General features: G+C 58.9%; 16 protein-coding genes. 8 read left to right on the top strand and 8 right to left on the bottom strand.

Annotated features, from left to right (window positions below; all coding sequences use genetic code 11):
• Positions 1–324: 324 nt before the first annotated feature.
• The 7 genes from GS605_RS16110 to GS605_RS16080 form a co-directional block, all read right to left on the bottom strand.
• Positions 325–1,560 (bottom strand): Tm-1-like ATP-binding domain-containing protein, encoded by a 1,236-nt coding sequence (locus GS605_RS16110; RefSeq protein ID WP_171724630.1) that lies wholly within the window; start codon positions 1,558–1,560, stop codon positions 325–327.
• A 13-nt stretch (positions 1,561–1,573) separates the two neighbouring features.
• Positions 1,574–2,515: a phosphotransferase enzyme family protein gene (locus tag GS605_RS16105; protein WP_171724629.1), complete on the bottom strand. Its 942-nt coding sequence runs from the start codon at positions 2,513–2,515 to the stop codon at positions 1,574–1,576.
• Positions 2,512–3,807, bottom strand: a complete 1,296-nt coding sequence (locus GS605_RS16100; RefSeq protein ID WP_171724628.1) for an aspartate aminotransferase family protein — start codon at positions 3,805–3,807, stop codon at positions 2,512–2,514. The genes GS605_RS16105 and GS605_RS16100 overlap by 4 nt, the downstream gene beginning before the upstream one ends.
• A gap of 15 nt (positions 3,808–3,822) precedes the next feature.
• Complete coding sequence (locus GS605_RS16095; RefSeq protein WP_171724627.1) at positions 3,823–5,307, bottom strand: aldehyde dehydrogenase; 1,485 nt, start codon at positions 5,305–5,307, stop codon at positions 3,823–3,825.
• A 4-nt stretch (positions 5,308–5,311) separates the two neighbouring features.
• Complete coding sequence (locus GS605_RS16090) at positions 5,312–6,832, bottom strand: tripartite tricarboxylate transporter permease (RefSeq protein WP_171724626.1); 1,521 nt, start codon at positions 6,830–6,832, stop codon at positions 5,312–5,314.
• Between the two features lie 7 nt (positions 6,833–6,839).
• Positions 6,840–7,376, bottom strand: coding sequence for a tripartite tricarboxylate transporter TctB family protein (locus GS605_RS16085; protein ID WP_152460588.1), 537 nt, complete (start codon positions 7,374–7,376; stop codon positions 6,840–6,842).
• 63 nt (positions 7,377–7,439) lie between these two features.
• Complete coding sequence (locus GS605_RS16080) at positions 7,440–8,369, bottom strand: tripartite tricarboxylate transporter substrate binding protein (RefSeq protein ID WP_171724625.1); 930 nt, start codon at positions 8,367–8,369, stop codon at positions 7,440–7,442.
• Positions 8,370–8,477: 108 nt separating this feature from the next.
• Here GS605_RS16080 and GS605_RS16075 point away from each other — a divergent pair, with 108 nt between their 5' ends.
• Together GS605_RS16075 and GS605_RS16070 are read left to right on the top strand one after the other, a co-directional pair.
• Positions 8,478–9,257 carry an IclR family transcriptional regulator gene (locus GS605_RS16075; protein ID WP_171636532.1) on the top strand — a complete coding sequence of 260 codons (780 nt, stop codon included), beginning with the start codon at positions 8,478–8,480 and terminating at the stop codon, positions 9,255–9,257.
• A gap of 34 nt (positions 9,258–9,291) precedes the next feature.
• Complete coding sequence (locus tag GS605_RS16070) at positions 9,292–10,644, top strand: aminotransferase class III-fold pyridoxal phosphate-dependent enzyme (protein WP_171724624.1); 1,353 nt, start codon at positions 9,292–9,294, stop codon at positions 10,642–10,644.
• A 33-nt stretch (positions 10,645–10,677) separates the two neighbouring features.
• On the opposite strand, the gene hpaR is transcribed toward GS605_RS16070, so the two are convergent.
• Positions 10,678–11,118, bottom strand: a complete 441-nt coding sequence (gene hpaR, locus GS605_RS16065; RefSeq protein WP_171724623.1) for a homoprotocatechuate degradation operon regulator HpaR — start codon at positions 11,116–11,118, stop codon at positions 10,678–10,680.
• 105 nt (positions 11,119–11,223) lie between these two features.
• On the opposite strand from hpaR, the gene GS605_RS16060 reads away from it, so the two are divergent.
• Genes GS605_RS16060 through hpaH form a run of 6 tightly spaced genes read left to right on the top strand, consistent with a single transcriptional unit; the run spans position 11,224 to position 17,135 of the window.
• Entirely contained in the window at positions 11,224–11,622 is a 399-nt protein-coding gene (locus GS605_RS16060) for a 5-carboxymethyl-2-hydroxymuconate Delta-isomerase (protein WP_171229363.1), read from the top strand.
• Between the two features lie 3 nt (positions 11,623–11,625).
• On the top strand, positions 11,626–13,134 hold the full coding sequence (gene hpaE, locus GS605_RS16055) for a 5-carboxymethyl-2-hydroxymuconate semialdehyde dehydrogenase (protein WP_171724622.1): 1,509 nt from the start codon (positions 11,626–11,628) through the stop codon (positions 13,132–13,134).
• Between the two features lie 54 nt (positions 13,135–13,188).
• Positions 13,189–14,031, top strand: a complete 843-nt coding sequence (gene hpaD, locus GS605_RS16050) for a 3,4-dihydroxyphenylacetate 2,3-dioxygenase (RefSeq protein ID WP_171724621.1) — start codon at positions 13,189–13,191, stop codon at positions 14,029–14,031.
• A gap of 58 nt (positions 14,032–14,089) precedes the next feature.
• Positions 14,090–15,487: a pyridoxal-dependent decarboxylase gene (locus tag GS605_RS16045; RefSeq protein ID WP_171724620.1), complete on the top strand. Its 1,398-nt coding sequence runs from the start codon at positions 14,090–14,092 to the stop codon at positions 15,485–15,487.
• Positions 15,484–16,338, top strand: coding sequence for a fumarylacetoacetate hydrolase family protein (locus tag GS605_RS16040; protein WP_171724619.1), 855 nt, complete (start codon positions 15,484–15,486; stop codon positions 16,336–16,338). The genes GS605_RS16045 and GS605_RS16040 overlap by 4 nt, the downstream gene beginning before the upstream one ends.
• A complete protein-coding gene (hpaH, locus tag GS605_RS16035; protein ID WP_171724618.1) occupies positions 16,335–17,135 on the top strand; it encodes a 2-oxo-hept-4-ene-1,7-dioate hydratase in 801 nt (266 codons plus the stop codon). Before GS605_RS16040 ends, hpaH begins: the two co-directional genes overlap by 4 nt.
• Positions 17,136–17,139: the final 4 nt, after the last annotated feature.

Here is a 17,139-nt window from a genome sequence, read left to right as displayed (position 1 = left end):
ATCAATTGTTCAAGAAACGCCCTTGGCTGATTGATCGTCTTGGGGGTGGCGGTAAGCCGATGATCCAATCGTTCAAAACGTTGTGGAGACGCTTTTTACGCAACATCCGCATGAAGAACCGGTCATTCTGATCCGGTCCGCGTGGCGCAGCTTGCACCGGGCCAGGATGGATGAAGACAACCCCAACACGTTCTGGAACCGTCCGCCAGAAGACTGGGTGCCCAAGGTTCACGGAACCGACATGCACAACCCGGACAGGTGCCACAATTCGCTGTCAGACAAAGCGCAGGGAGATTTTCCGTTTCCCGATGCTGCCAATGGCGTTCAGTCTGTTCGGATGACGCCGGTTTCCACCCACGTGTCAAATCGCGACAGAACAGCTTGACAGAAAGCCGCGTCGTTGATGTGAACATCCAGCTCGGTCATCGGCACCCGGCCGGGCATGACCTTGCGCGCCTCGTCCACCATTTCGGCCAGAGCCTCTGGATCATGCGCCTCTTCGCCTTCCCTGTCCCAGGCCTCGACACCCTGAACGGGCAAAAAGAAATGCACCGGCCCGGTTGCGGCTTCCAGCCGTTTGGCGAGTTCCCGAATCCAGGCGCGCCGTTCGGCGCCGTTGAAGACCGAGCTTTTGATCAGGCGGTTGTGTTCGTGGAACGGGCGATCGGCATATTGTTCGGGGATGTCCTGCCAACCCGCAAAATCCAATAGATCCAGCGCACCGGGCGCCACCATCTGGGGCGTTCCTACGCGCCCGGCATTGGTGACCCGGTCATCGCCGCTGGATACGACAGAGCCCGCCATCAGGTTGCCAAATTCCTGCATGCAGAAGTCCATCACGCAGGCAAACGCGCCTTCGCCCGCCAGTTTTTCATAGGCCATGCCGCCCATGCCGGTAGAGTGGAACACGGCCACTTCAAAGCCGCGGTCTTCCAGTGCCGGTTTCAGAATTTTCATGTAGCGCAGGCAGGACGAACCAAGGCTGGTCATCCCGATCAGAGGTTTGCTGCGATCGGGGGCGGTCGCCGCCTTGGCTGCGCCCACGACGGCCCCGGCAGCCTGGCTGAGCGACGATTTGCAGATCGAATTCATGCCATACAGGCCGCCGGCCCACAGGATCATCTGAACATCCGGCGCCAACCGGTGCGGAGGGATCAGAGGCGAGAAGCTGACCGTTGACACGATATATTTGGGAACCCCCATCGGCAAAGCCTGTGCACAATCAAGTGCAAGGTCTGTGCCCATGGTCCCGCCCGTGGCCAGCAACCCGTCAAATCGACCTTCTGAATAGGCCTGTGCAACAACTTTTGCGGCCCCTGCGGACATCACGCGAAAGGCTTTGTTCTCGTCTCCTTGCGCGATGACCTGTTCTATTGTCATGCCACCGGCAGCGGCAACGTCGTGTTTCGAGATATCCGTCGGTTCGGACGGATCACCCAGAACCGATACATCCATGGTCAGCACGTCAGCGCCCTGCGCTCTGACCGCCTTTTCGATGAACCGCATTTCGGGCTCTTTCGTATCATACGTACCAATCAGCAGGATTGTCTTTTCGGCCATCGGTGCCTCCTGTCTAGATGTGCTGTTGAAGGTATTGGGACATCAACGCCCGGGCGGTTTCAATGAACCGCTCATTGCGTAAGCCCGATCCATCTTCGTTCAGTCGGGATGCAACCCATCCCACATAGGTTACGGCGCGCAGTGCCATGAACAGGTCGAGTTGTTGGGTACAGATCGTTCGTTCAGATCGATACCCCGCCAGCAAAGCACCGCGCAGCCGGTTGAAATCAGGTTCGTGCAGGTTCTTGAGAAGCGTCGTTGCGATATCAAACAGGCGAAAACCGAACCCGGCATCGTCGAAGTCAATCAGCCACAGTTTGTCACCGTCAACCATGACGTTTTCGCGGACAAGATCGGCGTGGATCAGCCCGTAATCCAACTGATTTTCCACGCGCCGAAGGTCACGATCTGCGATATCCCGAAACGCCAGGAAAAGGGCCCGGTCCGTTTTTCCAAGCGTTGGGTTTTCCCAGAAACGACCCCAGACAGGGGCGGCTCCAAGCAGCCCGCTGCGATCCCATGACCAACGCACGAAGCCCTGAGGGGGTGCCCATTGGTCGCTGATGTGGTGCAGCCGTGCCATTTCCCGGCCAATTGAACAAAAGACGCCTGTCCGGTCCTGATGCGTCAAAGCCTTTTCGGTCGCACCCAGAGGGCGGCCCGGCAGCCAGTCGAGCATGTCGACCTGAAAGCCGTCCACCAGATGCAGATAGCGCCCATCCGCGGCCGCGACGGGCGTTGGAACCCGGACCCCGTTTTTGCCGAGAACGGCCATCCACTGTAGCTCTGACCGGAGTTCGGCATCCGTTCGCAAGCCCTTGCGATGCAGTCTGAGGGCATAGACGGTCTGGCCTGCCTGAACGCGATAGACACGGTTTTCCCGAGCCGCCACGAGAGACGCCTGGCCATCAGCCAGCCCCCAAAGGGACAGCGCATGTTCCACGATCTGCTTCATGCGACCCGTGGCGTTTCCGCCAACACGTCGTCCAGCGTGTCGAAAAGAAGATCCGCGTTTTCGACAGAGAATGTCATGGGCGGGCGAATTTTCAGAGTATTCTTGTGACGCCCAAGCTTGGAGTGAATGATCCCGCGCTGGCGCATGGCATTGATGATACGGTCAGTGAATTCACCGGCGGGTTCCTTGCTGTCGTGATCAAGGACCATTTCAGCCCCGAATATCAGCCCCGAGCCGCGTATGTCTCCGATGACGTCATACTTTTCTTTCAAAATATTCAGCCGTTTTCGCGCGTGATCGCCAACGGATCTGGCATGTGCGACCAGGCTCTGGTCTTCGATCTCTTCCAAAACCGCCATCGCAGCGGCACAGGAAACAGGGTTTCCGCCAAACGTGTTGAAGTACCTATATCCCTTGCGGAATGCCGAAATGATCTCGGAACCTGTGACCACGCCGCCCACTGGATGGCCGTTGGCCATGGGTTTGCCCAAGGTCATGACATCCGGCACAACGCCCAACTTCTGATGCGCCCACATGTGGGTGCCGGTTCGGCCAAAGCCTGATTGCACCTCGTCGCAGATCAACAGGCCCCCGGCCTGGCGGACGACCTTGGCCGTGGGTGCCAGCCAACCGTCCGGGTTGTCGGGAAACCCCTCGTTCAGAAAGTAAGGGCAGAGGATCAATGCGGCAAAACCAATGCCGGCCTTTTCGTGTTCCGCAATCTGTTCCGCCACCGCATCGGCGAATTTTGACCCGTCCGGGTCGGGATGGCGATAGCTGTCGGGCGCGCTGACAAAGCGGAAGTACCGGCCCAGACCGAAGCCGACTGTCGGGATGTTCGATCTGCTCAACTGGCTGACCAGCGCGGTATTGCCGTGATAGGTGGCGTCGGTGCCAATGATCCCTCGTTTTCCGGTCATCGCCTCGGCCATTCGCAGAGCAATGTCATTTGCCTCGGAGCCGGTACAGGTGAGGATGGCCGAATCCAGGGATTCGTCCATCGTTCCGGTCAGTTTTTCCACGTAGTCCAGAATCCCGTCATGCAGATACCGGGTGTGCGTGTTGAGTGTGCGCGCCTGACGACAGATCGCCTCGACCACGCGCGGGTTGCAATGCCCCACATGAGGCACGTTGTTGTAGCAATCCAGATATTTGCGCCCGTCCGCATCCCACAGCCAGACGCCTTCCCCTTTCACGAAATGAACGGGTTCGTCATAGAAGGTCGATACATTGGGCCCCAGCAACCGGGCCCTGCGTTCAATGAGTTCCGCGGATTTCGCTGAAAGGGTCATGCGGGCGGCCTTTTCTCAGAGTTTTATCCATGCGGTTTTCAGATCGAAGTATTTCTCGATCGCGTGCAGCGATTTGTCGTGCCCGTTTCCGGATTGGCGAACGCCGCCCAGCGGAACGGTCAGGTCGGCACCGCCATATGTATTGACATGCACAACGCCGGCGCGAATGCCGCCCACCATGCGATGCGCGCGGCTGAGGTTCGAGGTCCAGACACCACCGGCCAGCCCATAAACGGTGGCATTGGCAAGGCGCAGCGCTTCGTCTTCGTCCGCAAAGGGTGTGACGGCCAGAACAGGGCCAAAGACCTCATTTTGGAACAGGGTGTCGGTCTCTTTCACGTTGGCCATTACGGTCGGCGCCATGTAATAGCCTCCGGTCTTTGTCAGAATGCGGTTTCCGCCGGTCCGGCGCTCGGCGCCTTCGGCCTCGGCCTTGGTGACGAAATCCAGATTGGCCTGAAGCTCTGGCAGGCTGTGGACCGCACCGATCTGGCTGTTCAGATCCAGCGGGTCGCCGACGCGAAAGCCTTCGGCGTGGCGGCTGATCTCGGTCACGAAGTCCTCGTAGATCTCTTGCTGGACCAACAGGCGCGATCCGGCGACGCAGACCTGACCAGAGTTGCGGAAGATGCCCGCCGCGGAAACCTTGGCCGCTTCGGCCAGATCAGGGGCGTCGGCAAAAACGATGTTCGGGGATTTGCCGCCCAGTTCAAGATAGCAGCGTTTCAGGTTCGACTGCGCCGAATACTCCAGCAGCCGCCGCCCGGTTGTACCCGACCCGGTAAACACCATGATGTCGACATCCATCGACAGGGCCAGCGCCTCACCCACGACCGAGCCACGCCCGGTCACGACGTTGAACACCCCATCGGGCACTCCGGCTTCTGCGGCAAGCTCGGCAATCTTGAGCAGGCTGAGTGAGGCGCTTTCGGCAGGTTTCAGCACGACGGAATTGCCTGCGGCCAGTGCCGGTGCAATTTTCCAGCTGCCGATCATCAGTGGAAAGTTCCAGGGCACGATGGCCCCGACAACCCCGGCCGGAGCGTTATGCACAAGACCCAGGACGTCACCGCTTGTCGGGGCGATTTGTCCGTAGATCTTGTCGATCGCCTCGGCATAGTACCGGAAAGTGGCCGCCGCCGAGAGCGCCTCGGCCTTGTAGGCCATGGTGATTTCGGTTCCGTTGTCGCGCACGCCCAGCACGGCCAGTTCAAGCGCGCGGGCTTCAATCAGGTCGGCCAGCTTCAGAAGCACTTTCTTGCGGCCGGCAGGGGCCATGCGCGACCATCGCCCGTCCTCGAAAGCACTGCGTGCCGCGCGCACGGCCATGTCGACATCGGCCGGTGTGCCTTCGGCGATCAGCGCCAGAGGTTGGCCGTTGATCGGAGACAGAACCTGATGCCGGGCCCCGGTTTCGCCATCCTGACTGCGGCCGTTTATGAAATGCCCGCGCGGAGCAATGTCCTGCGCACGCAGCGCATCAATCGAGGATTGGTCCATGGGGTTATCCTTGCTGAGTTGAGTCTTCGTCGAGAACCGGCTGCGGTCTGATACGTTCCTTGTGTTCCTTGATCAGTGAGCGAACGTGCAGCAGAAGGATCCCGAGGATCATGATGAAAAGTATTGCTGCAATCGGTCGGTCGATGAAATCAAGTGGCGACTTCACCCGCGCCATGGCGCTGCGCAGTTTGACTTCCATGATCCCGCCCAGAACCATGCCCAGAATGATCGGAACAATGGGCAGGTTCAGGCGCTTCAGGATCAGCCCGAACACGCCGAACCCGGCGGCAATAGCGCAGTCCGTGACTGAGTTGCGCAGGCTGAATACCCCGACAAAGGACAGCGTCAGGATCATGATCCCCAGAAAGCGCGTCGGGATCTGAATGATCTTCAGCAGCAGGTTGGTCGAGAACAAAAGAAAGACCAGAACGATCACGTTGAGCAGGATCAGCGACATGTACAGCGCCATGACAAAATCCATCTGATCGGCAAAAAGCTGCGGTCCGGGGATCACGTTGTGAACGTAGAAGACGGACAGCATCATCGCGGTCAGCGCCTCGCCCGGAATACCCAGCGCCAGCAGTGGAATCATCGCGGCCCCGGGAACGGCATTGTTGGCCGCCTCGGACGCCACCAGACCTTCGGGTGATCCATCGCCGAATTTGTCCGGGTCCTGAGAGGTTTTCTGTGCGTATGTGTATGACAGGAACTGTGATGTGAATTCGCCTGTGCCCGGTATCATGCCCATGAGCACACCCAGCGATGACGAAACCGTCGCGATGCGTTTCAGGTCCAGCAGCTCTTTGAGGCCCGCGAAGATGCTGCCGCGCACATGGGCTTCGCCCGGCGCGTGTTCTTTGTCGACCAGCAACAGCAGCGCCTGACTGATGGCGAACAGCCCAAGAACGACCACGATCAGATCGACACCTGACGAAAGCCAGGTTTGGTCAAAGGTAAAACGTTTGGTGTATTTGACGGGTTCCAGACCGACGGTGCTGAGGAAGATGCCGAAGAACGCCAGCATCGCGGCCGAGAAGGTTTGCCCGCGATGGGCCAGGATCACCAGAAGGATGCCCATGAGTGCGGCCAGAAAAATCTCGCGGCTGCCGAAATGCGGGGCAACCCAAGCCAATACGGGCGACAGGATGATCAGACAGAGGATCGAGAAGATGCCGCCGAAAAACGACGCTGAATAGGCCAGCGACAGGGCCCGGTGGCCCTCCCCGCGCTTGGTCATGGGATAGCCGTCATAGGTGGTCAGTGCGTTGACGGCCGTACCGGGCGTGTTGATCAGGATGGCGGGGATTGCGCCGCCATACATGGACGACCCGTAGATGCCCAACAGAAGGGTCAGGCCGACGATGGGCTCGAACGCGAAGGTGGCGGGCAGCAGGATGGCAATTGCGACAGCGGCGCCGACGCCGGGCAACGCGCCGATGATGACCCCGCCCACCGATCCGATGATCAGTGCCACGACGACCTGCCACTGTGCCAGAATTGCAAAGCCGGAAATCAGATTGTCCATCTTGGCCTCACAAGTAGGTCAGCGCAAAGGCGCGCAGCCCGTCGGGCAGATATTCGTATATCCGACCCGCAGGAATGTTCACCTGAAGCAACGCGCGGAAAACGACTGCCACGACCGCGCCGAAGCCAAGTGCAACGCAAAAAGCCCCGGGCAATCGAAACCCCAATCGTATCGTCAGCAGGGCTGCAAAAAGCATGGTCGATGGCAGGTATCCAAGCCACGGAACCGCCACGACATAGATCAGGAAGTAGGCAACGTATTCGAGGGACATCAACCAGAACGTCACCTCTCGCAACCGTCCGGGAATGCGTGGGGACAGGAAGGAGCCCAGCAAGTGGAGGCCGCTGAACAAAACCATGCCCCAGATCGCGATCTTGGGCCAAAGGGCGGGCTGGGCAAACCACTTGGTTCGTTTGACGGCCTGAGTCTCAGCGCCGATCTGGCTGAGAAGGAACAGGGAGAAGCCGAAGAAAAGGAAGGCAAAGACAATATCGCCAGGACGTCGATACCGTCGGAACATGTCTTGCAGCGTCTTTGCTATCATCTTGGCCTCCTGTTTGAATCAAACAGACCCGGCGTTGTTCGATCTGGCCGGGCCTGTTTCGGATTATTCGCCCAGAATCTCTTCGATCTTGGCGAAAGAGGCTTTGTCCTGCTCGATCTGAGCATTCGAAGCGTCCGGGTCCTGCCAGTAGATCAGGGCGCCCGTTTCCTCAGCCAGCTTTTTGGCCTTGTCCGAGGACAACGCTTTCTGCGCGGCAGCCGAGATCTTTTCACGCGCGTCGGCGGGCGTGTCCTTGTGCACGAACAGCCCGTTCCAAAGGGCCAATGGCAGATCCGGATTGAGTTCCACGATCGTCGGCGTATCCGGAACCAGTGAAATCCGCTCGCCGCCGATGCTGGCAAGGACGTTCACCTGATCAAGGCAGGGAAGGATAAGCTGTAGCGTCGTATTGATGACATCCACGTCGCCTGAGGCCAGCGTGTTGCAATCCAGGGCGTCGAAAGCCGCTTCGCTGGCAAAGTCGAACCCGCTGCTGACCGCAGCTGCAAATGTGACCTGAGTGGGGGGCAGAACCGATCCGAAATGGCCAAGCGCTACGTCATTTTCCTTGCCGTGTTCGGCCAGTTCTTCCCAGCTTGAAAACGGCGCGTCTTTGCTGGCCGCGATGACGAAGGGATAGGTCAGGAAGATACCAATTGGATCAAAAGGATTCGGGTTGAGTTCGGGAATTCCGATTTCGGGGCCGATGACAGGTACGCCGATGACGAATGAGCCGATGGTGTAGCCATCCGCCGGAGCGGTTGCCACCTCGACCGCGCCGGGGAATGGGCCGCCTCCGCCGCCGGGTTTGTTCACGACAGCGGCAGGCACACCGTACATGGCCTGGAATTCGTCGGCGATCATCCGGGTAAGGACATCTTCCAGATCACCCGGAGGCCAGGGGACGACAAAACTTACCGGCTTTTCAGGGTATTCAGCCAGTGCGGCAGTGGCCGAAGCCGCAAAAGCGGCGGCTGTTAGAAATTTCTTCATTGACACCTCCCGATACTGGTTCATTAATTGAACCGCGTTAACAATAATAATGTTGCTTTGTTAAGTTAGTTCTGTCAAGTAATACCTGAGCAAGAGGACCACACGCACATGGGTACAGCCCTTAACGCCTTAAAAATGCTGGACTACTTTTCCAATGCCCGCCCAGAGATCGGGTTGAGTCACCTTGCGCGGTTGTCCGGGCTGAACAAAGCAACGGCATTGCGTCACCTGCGCGCGCTTGAGGAGTTCGGGTTGATCGAACAGAATCCGATGACGAAATCCTATGCGATCGGGCCGGCGGCTTTGCGTTTGGCCGCGCTGCGAGAGATCGCCAGGCCCGGCATTGAGGGCGCGCGCCAAAAGATGCAGGCCGCTATGCAGGTGGTCGGTGAATCCCTGCATCTGTCTTTGCTTGAGAAAACGGGGTTGCAGACGGCGCTTGTGGTGGAAACAACGCAGCACAGTGTCCGCGTCAGTCTGGATCCCAGCGAGATGCTTCCGCTCAATGCAACGGCATCAGGTCTTTGCATGCTCAGTTTCGGGCCGGCTCACCTTTTGGAGCAGTTGGATCAGCACGTGCAGGCACGGTTTACGCAAGCGACGCTTACTGATCCGAAGCTTATCAGGGAACGGGTCGCAAAGATCAGAGTTTCAGGCTGGGCCGACAGCCGTGGCAGTTACGAAGAAGGTGTTTTTGGATATGCCGCGCCGATCTTCGGCATCGATCAGGTCGCATTGGGAACCATCGCGATAGCTGTCCCGGAAACCCGGGCAACCAGCGACCGCCTTCCGGCAATACTGTCCACGTTGCATTCACTTTCGGTTGATCTGACTGCTGGTTTTGGCGGCCAGTTGCCCGACTCCTTTCCAACCGGATTCCACCCGTGACCCGGGGCGGATTCAATACTCGGAGACCCGCGACATGAAAGACTCCAACTTTCTGAAGGAAAACAACGCCCGGTATTTCTGGCACCCGATGGCGCACCCCGCCGACAGCCGGAAGAACCCGCCGACCATTCTCAGCGGTGGTGAAGGGGTCAACATCACTGATGTCGATGGTCACACGGCGCTGGACGCCGTAGGGGGGCTGTGGAACGTCAATCTGGGCTATTCCTGTGAACCGGTGAAACAGGCCATAGCGGATCAGCTGAACGCGCTGCCCTATTACTCGACCTTTCGCGGCACCAGCAACGACAAGGCGATCGAGCTGTCCTATGAGCTGGCCCAGTTCTTCGAGGCCGACGGGCTGACCCGTTCATTCTTTACGTCGGGCGGGTCGGATTCCGTCGAAACTGCGCTGAAGCTTGCGCGTCAATATCACAAGGTTCGGGGTGAAGCAGGGCGCACCAAGTTCATCAGCCTGAAGCAGGGTTATCACGGCACCCATTTTGCCGCCGCTTCCGTCAACGGCAACCAGAAATTCCGCGCGGTGTATGAGCCGATGATGCCCGGCTGTTTTCACGTGCCGGCGCCGTGGACCTATCGCAACCCGTTTGACGAAACCGACCCCGAGCGTCTGGCGCAGCTTTGCGTCAAGGCGCTTGAGGCCGAGATCGCTTTTCAAGGTGCAAACACTGTTGCCGCCTTCATCATGGAGCCGGTGTTGGGCGCGGGCGGTGTGATCCCGCCACACAAGAGCTTCATGCCCATGGTGGGCGAGGTCTGTTCGAAACATGGCATCCTGCTGATCTCGGACGAGATCATCACCGCTTTTGGTCGCACCGGCAGCGAAAGCGGTGCGCGGCACTGGGGTGTTCAGCCCGATATCATGACGACGGCCAAGGCGATCACCAACGGGTATTTCCCTTTTGGCGCGGCCATGATTTCCGGTGCGGTCGCAGAGGTATTTGAAAGCGATACCACGGGCCTGGCATCCGTGGATCAGGGGTACACCTATTCTGGCCATCCGGTCGGGGCGGCCGCGGCCTTGGCCGCCCTGTCCGAGATCAACCGGCTGAGGATCTGGGAAAACGCTGCTGCGCGTGGGGATGAGTTGTTTGACGGCTTGCAAAAGCTGGCCGACAAGCATGACGCTATCGGGGACGTGCGGGGCGGCGAGGGACTGATGTGCGCATTGGAACTGGTTTCGGACCGGGCGACCAAGGCGCCTGTCGCAAAATACCTGCCGCTTCAGGTTCAGAAAGCCGCATATGAAGATGGCGTGATGGTGCGTGTGTCTGGCAACAACATCATTCTGTCGCCGCCGCTGATCGTCACTTCGGAAGACGTGGCCAAAATTCTGTCGGCGCTGGATACCGGTCTTGCCACTTTGTAGGCGGTCAACCGACCCCTTCGGAACCTGGCGGGGTCAGACTTTGATAGCTTGCAGATCCTCGAGCAGGTCCAGCAACTGATCCAGTTTCTCCTTGCCCATCTGCGCTTCGATATTGCTGGAGATCGCAAGTGAAGTGGCCAGGTTTTCCCTGAGGATGGTGCGGCCTGCTTCGGTGATCTTGACCATGGTGCGGCGTTTGTCTTCGCTATCCTGACGGCGGGTAATCTGGCCGTCGGCCTCCATCGTGCGCAAAATGCGGGTCACGCTGGGCAGCAACAGGCACGCCTCGTGCGCGATGGTGCTTTGCTCCACTTCGCCCAACTCGTCCAGAACGCGCAGGATGCGCCATTTCTGCTCGGTCAGTTGAATGCCTTGCAGCATATCCCGGATCGGAGCCATGACGGTTTCGCGGGCACGCAGCAACGCGATCGGAAGGGACCGGGCAGTGCTTTTGGAGTGGCTTTGAGTGTTCATGCGGCCTTCTAGAACGCCGTTTTGGGAATTGCAAAGATTAACAAAGCAATCTCTTGACAGGGGGCGCATTAAAAACTAAACATGTTAACTAATAAAGGAGAGACTATGCCTCACTTCCATGTCGAATATTCCGGAAATCTTGAAGACAGGATCGACATGGATGGCCTGTGCGAGTGCATTCGGTCAACGGCGGCCGGGATCGAGACCTTTCCCATGCCCGGTATTCGTGTGCGCGCGACACGGGTCGATCATTACGCCATAGCGGACGGCAACCCGGCGCACGGGTTCATTGATATCTCGATCCGCCTGCGGGCAGGCCGATCCGCGGATGTCAAGGAAGATGCGACACAGCGCATATTCGAGGCGGTCAAAACATATCTGGCGCCGGTTTTTTCACAGCATTCCATCGCGCTCTCGCTTGAGATGCGTGACATCGACCCCAAGCTGTCGCCCAAGGCCGGTACGATCCGCGACCACCTGTCGGCGACCACGCAGGAGACCTGACGCATGAGCGCACTGGACACAAACATCGAAAAGCTGAACGGCTTTCTGGACCGGTTCCGGGAAACGGGCATCCACAACCGTATAGCGGGTGAAGACCGGGACGGATCCGCCGGAGTGTTTCAGTCGGTCTCACCCGTCGACAAATCCGTGATCTGTGATGTTGCCCATGGCACGGCAGATGACATCGACGCGGCAGCCAAGGCCGCCCACGCAGCCTTTGCAGAGTGGCGAGACATGCCCGCCACCCAACGCCGTCGCATCTTGTTGAATGTGGCTGATGCCATTGAAGCGCGCGCCGAGGAAATTGCACTGTGCGAGTGCTGGGACACGGGGCAGACCCTGCGTTTCATGTCAAAGGCAGCTTTGCGCGGGGCAGAGAACTTCCGGTATTTCGCGGATCAGGTGATTCAGGCGCGGGATGGGCAGCACCTGAAGTCTCCGACGCTGATGAATGTGACGACCCGTGTGCCGATTGGCCCGGTTGGCGTGATTACCCCGTGGAACACGCCGTTCATGCTGTCGACCTGGAAGATAGCACCGGCCCTGGCTGCGGGTTGCACGGTGGTTCACAAACCCGCCGAGGATTCCCCTCTGACGGCCCGTCTTCTGGTGGAAATCGCCGAGCAGGCAGGGCTGCCCAAAGGTGTGCTGAATACGGTCAACGGGTTTGGCCCCGACGCTGGCAAGGCTTTGTGCGAGCATGCGCTGATCAAGGCCATTGCCTTTGTGGGCGAAAGCCGTACCGGCAGTCTGATCGTCAAGCAAGGCGCAGATTCCCATAAGCGCAACCATTTGGAACTGGGTGGAAAAAACCCGGTTGTCGTGTTTGATGATGCGGATCTGGACCGTGCTTTGGATGCCGTGATCTTCATGATCTATTCGATCAATGGCGAGCGCTGCACCTCGTCTTCGCGGCTTTTGGTGCAGGACACGATCAAGGAAGACTTCGAAGCCCGATTGATTGAGCGCGTCAACAACATCAAGGTGGGGCACCCCTTGGACCCCGAGACCGAGATCGGGCCGTTGGTGACCGAAGAACACTACACCAAGGTCACGAGCTATTTCGACATCGCCAAGGAAGATGGAGCAACTGTCGCCGCTGGCGGCGTCACGGTGGGGGATGCGGGCTATTTCGTCCGGCCGACCCTGTTTACCAATGCCACCAACCAGATGCGCATCGCGCGTGAGGAGATATTTGGCCCTGTCCTGACCTCGATCCCGTTCTCGACCGAGGATGAGGCGCTGGAGATCGCCAACGACACGCCGTATGGCCTGACCGGCTATGTCTGGACCAATGATCTGACCCGCGCGCTTCGGTTTACAGACAGGCTGGAGGCTGGAATGATCTGGGTGAATTCCGAGAACGTGCGTCACCTGCCCACGCCGTTCGGTGGGGTCAAGGCGTCCGGCATCGGCCGGGATGGCGGTGACTGGAGCTTTGAATTCTATATGGAACAGAAACATATCGGCCTTGCCACCGGTCATCACAAGATCATGCAGTTGGGTAAATAGATCACGCAGGTCGACCCCGGCTGGGGCAACCCCATTACACGAGGAGGAATTGCCATGGGAAAGATAGTACAGGCCGCAAAGATCACGCATGTGCCCAGCATCTGGATGTCCCACACGATGCCAAAGTACAAGGGCATCCGGCAATCCGCCATTGATGGATATGCACGCCTGCGTCAGGACGCGATCGACCGCGGGGTCGAGACGTTCATCGTGTTCGACACCCATTGGATCACCAATCAAGGGTTTCACCTGAACACAAAGGAACATCACAAGGGCCGGTTCATAAGTCACGAACTGCCGCATATGTTGGCGGATATGGAGTTCGACTATCGCGGCGATCATGAACTTGGGGAAACCATCCTTGACGTTCTGCGCGAACGGGGAGAGCGGGCGCTGGGCCATTCGCACCCCGACATGGGCATGGAATACGGCACCCTGCTGCCGATGCATTTCATCAATGATGGCGTGAATGCCCGGGTTTTGCCGGTGGCGGTCAATCAATTCTCGTCGATTGCGGAAAACCGGGCCTGGGGCGAGGCCATTGCCGAGGGTATCCGACGTTCGGACTGCAATGTATCCATTCTGGCGTCCGGCTCGCTCAGCCACGACTTTACGCCGAATGAACGCTCGGTCGACGGGCTGAATGCCGTGAATGGCGAGTTCAACCGCCAGATGGACATGCGCGTTCTTGAGCTGTGGCAGCAGGGCCGATTTGAAGAGTTTCTGGAAATGCTGCCGGACTATGCAAAAAAATGCACCGGTGAATGCGCCATGAATGACACTGCTTTGCTGTTTGGTGCGTTGGGGTGGGGAAGCTACAAGGGTGAGATCGACATTTACACCCCGTATTTCGGCAGCTCTGGCACCGGTCAGGCCAATGTCAGCTTTTCGGTGTGACGCACGCAACGGAACAAAAGGGTTTGGCGGTGATCCCGTCACAAAGGAAAGTCAGCAGATGAACTGGGACACGTTTTCGCATTGGGGTCAGCACATCTCGAAATGGGCGGCGGATTATCACAAGACACTTGCTGAACGTCCCGTGCGGGCGCAGACCGCGCCGGGGGAAATCGCGGCCCAGCTTGTTGCAACTCCACCCGAGACAGGCGAGCCGATGGACGCCATCATGGCCGATTTCGAACAGATCGTGATGCCGGGCATCACCCATTGGCAGCATCCGCGCTTTTTTGCGTATTTCCCGGCCAACGCTGCACCCCCGTCCATGTTGGCCGAGATGCTGGTGACGACCATCGCGGCCCAATGCATGTTGTGGCAGACCTCGCCTGCCGCGACCGAGGTCGAGGGCGTCATGGTCGACTGGCTGCGGCAGGCCGTCGGATTGCCCGAGGGTATGACCGGCGTCATACAGGACAGCGCCTCTTCGGCCACCTTGTCGGCGGTACTGACCATGCGGGAACGGGCCACCGGCTTTACCGGCAACCGGGAAGGCCTGAACGCCAAGGGGGCGCTGCGGATCTATTGTTCCGATCAGGTGCATTCGTCGATTGACCGGGCATGCTGGGTTGCCGGGATCGGTCAGGACAATCTGGTCAAGTTGCCCACGCAGGGGCCGAATTTCGGGATTGTTCCCTCGGCGCTTGAGGCCGCCATTATGAATGACGTCGCCGCCGGACATATCCCGGCCGGAATTGTTGCAATTACCGGTGGCACAGGTGTGGGGGCCTGCGATGATCTGATGGCCGCGGCTGATATCGCCCAAAAATACGACCTCTACACCCATCTTGACGCCGCCTGGGCGGGTTCGGCCATGATCTGCCCCGAATTCCGCAGGGCTTTGTGGCAGGGCGCCGACCGCTATGATAGCATCGTCTTCAACCCGCACAAGTGGATGGGTGCGCAATTCGATTGTGCGATCCAGTTCCTGAGGGACGCCACGCCGCAGCTCGATACGCTGAAAATCGAGCCGGAATACCTCAAGACGACCGGAGCCGAGGTGACGAATTACTCAGAGTGGACTATCCCGCTGGGCCGCAGGTTCCGGGCGTTGAAAATCTGGTTCCTGTTGCGGTCATACGGGTTGGAGGGATTGCGCGAACGCATCCGCAATCACGTGACATGGGCCGGCGAACTGGCGGAGAAGATCGGTGCGATCGAGGGGTTCGAGATCACAACCGGCCCTATCCTCAGCCTGTTTTCCTTCCGCTGCCCAGGGGACGATGCTCAGCAGCAGCGTCTGGTGGACGCGCTGAATGACGATGGCCGGATTTACCTGACGCAGGGCATGTTCGACGGCCGCAAGATCATCCGCTTTCAGGTCGGGCAGTTCGATACCACCCGCGACGACGTGTTGATGGCTGCGGACGTGATCCGGGACGTGTGGGAGACCATGAAATGAGGTTTGCCACTTTCGTATCGGGCGAAGAACGTTTCTTCGGGGCAATCACCGACGGTGGTGCCATTGCCTTGAACCAGGAATTCCCGGAACACGACAGCCTTTATGAGGTGATCGCGGCCGGGGCGTTCGATCAACTGGCAGAGGCGGCCGGGGGGAAACCTGTCACCCATCCCGATTTCATCTACGACATGGTGATGCCGGACGCGCGACGTATCCTTTGCGTCGGGGTGAACTTTCCTGACCGGAACGCAGAATACAAAGATGGCAGCGCGCAACCCAAATACATGTCCCTGTTTCCGCGTTTCGCCAGTGGCTTTACAGGCCATGACCGGCCTCTGATCCGCCCGCCGGAAAACCATACGCTGGATTACGAAGGCGAAGTGGCCATCGTGATTGGCAAGGCTGGCCGCCGCATTCCACAGGAAGACGCGTATGATCACATCGCCGCGCTGACATTGTGCAATGAAGGAACCATTCGCGACTGGGTTCGGCACGCCAAGTTCAATGTCACCCAAGGCAAGAACTGGGACCGCTCTGGGGCCATCGGCCCGTGGCTGGTTCCCTTCACGGATGCGGCCCAGTTGGATGACGCTCGTATTCAGACACATGTGAATGGCGAGCTGCGGCAGGATGATACGCTGAACCGCATGATGTTCCCGATCCGGCGCGAGATTGAATACATCTCGACTTTCATGACGCTTCAGCCCGGCGATATCATTGTGACCGGTACACCGACCGGGGCGGGCGCGCGGTTCGATCCGCCGAAATACCTGGCACCCGGTGATGTGGTCGAGGTCTCGGTCGACGGTATCGGTACTCTGCGAAACACGGTTGAGGATGAAATAGTATGACGCCCGAAGACCATGCGCGCGCGGCCGCTGATCTGTTGCAGGCGGAACGAACGCATGAACAGATTGGCCTGCTCAGCCTGCGCCACCCCGAGATAGGCATGGATGACGCTTACGAGGTGCAGAAAGCCATCTGTCGCCAGAAACTGTCCGAAGGGCGCAAGGTGATCGGGTGGAAGATCGGCCTGACTTCGAAAGCCATGCAATACGCGTTGAACATCGATATTCCTGACAGTGGAATTCTGTTTGACGACATGGTGTTTGCACAGGGTGCCACCGTTCCGGCCGGGCGATTCATCCAGCCCCGGATCGAGGCCGAAATTGCCTTTGTCATGAAGTCTGCCATAGGCGGGGACAACGTGTCCCGCGAAGATATCATCGCGGCGACGGAATGCGTCGCGCCGTCCATCGAGATTCTGGATACCCGGATTGAACGCGTGGATCCCGAAACCGGCAAGGCGCGCACGGTCTTTGACACGATCAGTGACAATGCCGCCAATGCCGGTATCGTTTTGGGCAACGACCGCCACAGGGTGGATGCCTTTGATCTGCGCTGGGTCGGGGCACTCACCTTCCGCAATGGCGAGATCGAGGAAACCGGTCTGGGCGCGGGGGTGCTGAACGATCCGGTCGAAAGCGTCGTGTGGCTGGCGCGTCGCATGGCGCAATACGGTCAGAGCATCGCGCCGGGCCAGGTCGTTCTGTCCGGCAGCTTCATCCGCCCGGTCGAATGCCCCTCGGGAACGGAAATCCAAGCTGATTTCGGACCGTTCGGCTCAGTCGATATCCGTTTCGCCTGAAAGG

It is taken from the genome of Ruegeria sp. HKCCD7559 (assembly GCF_013110575.1).
Lineage (GTDB): Bacteria > Pseudomonadota > Alphaproteobacteria > Rhodobacterales > Rhodobacteraceae > Ruegeria.
This window is presented reverse-complemented; position numbering and strand designations above follow the sequence as displayed.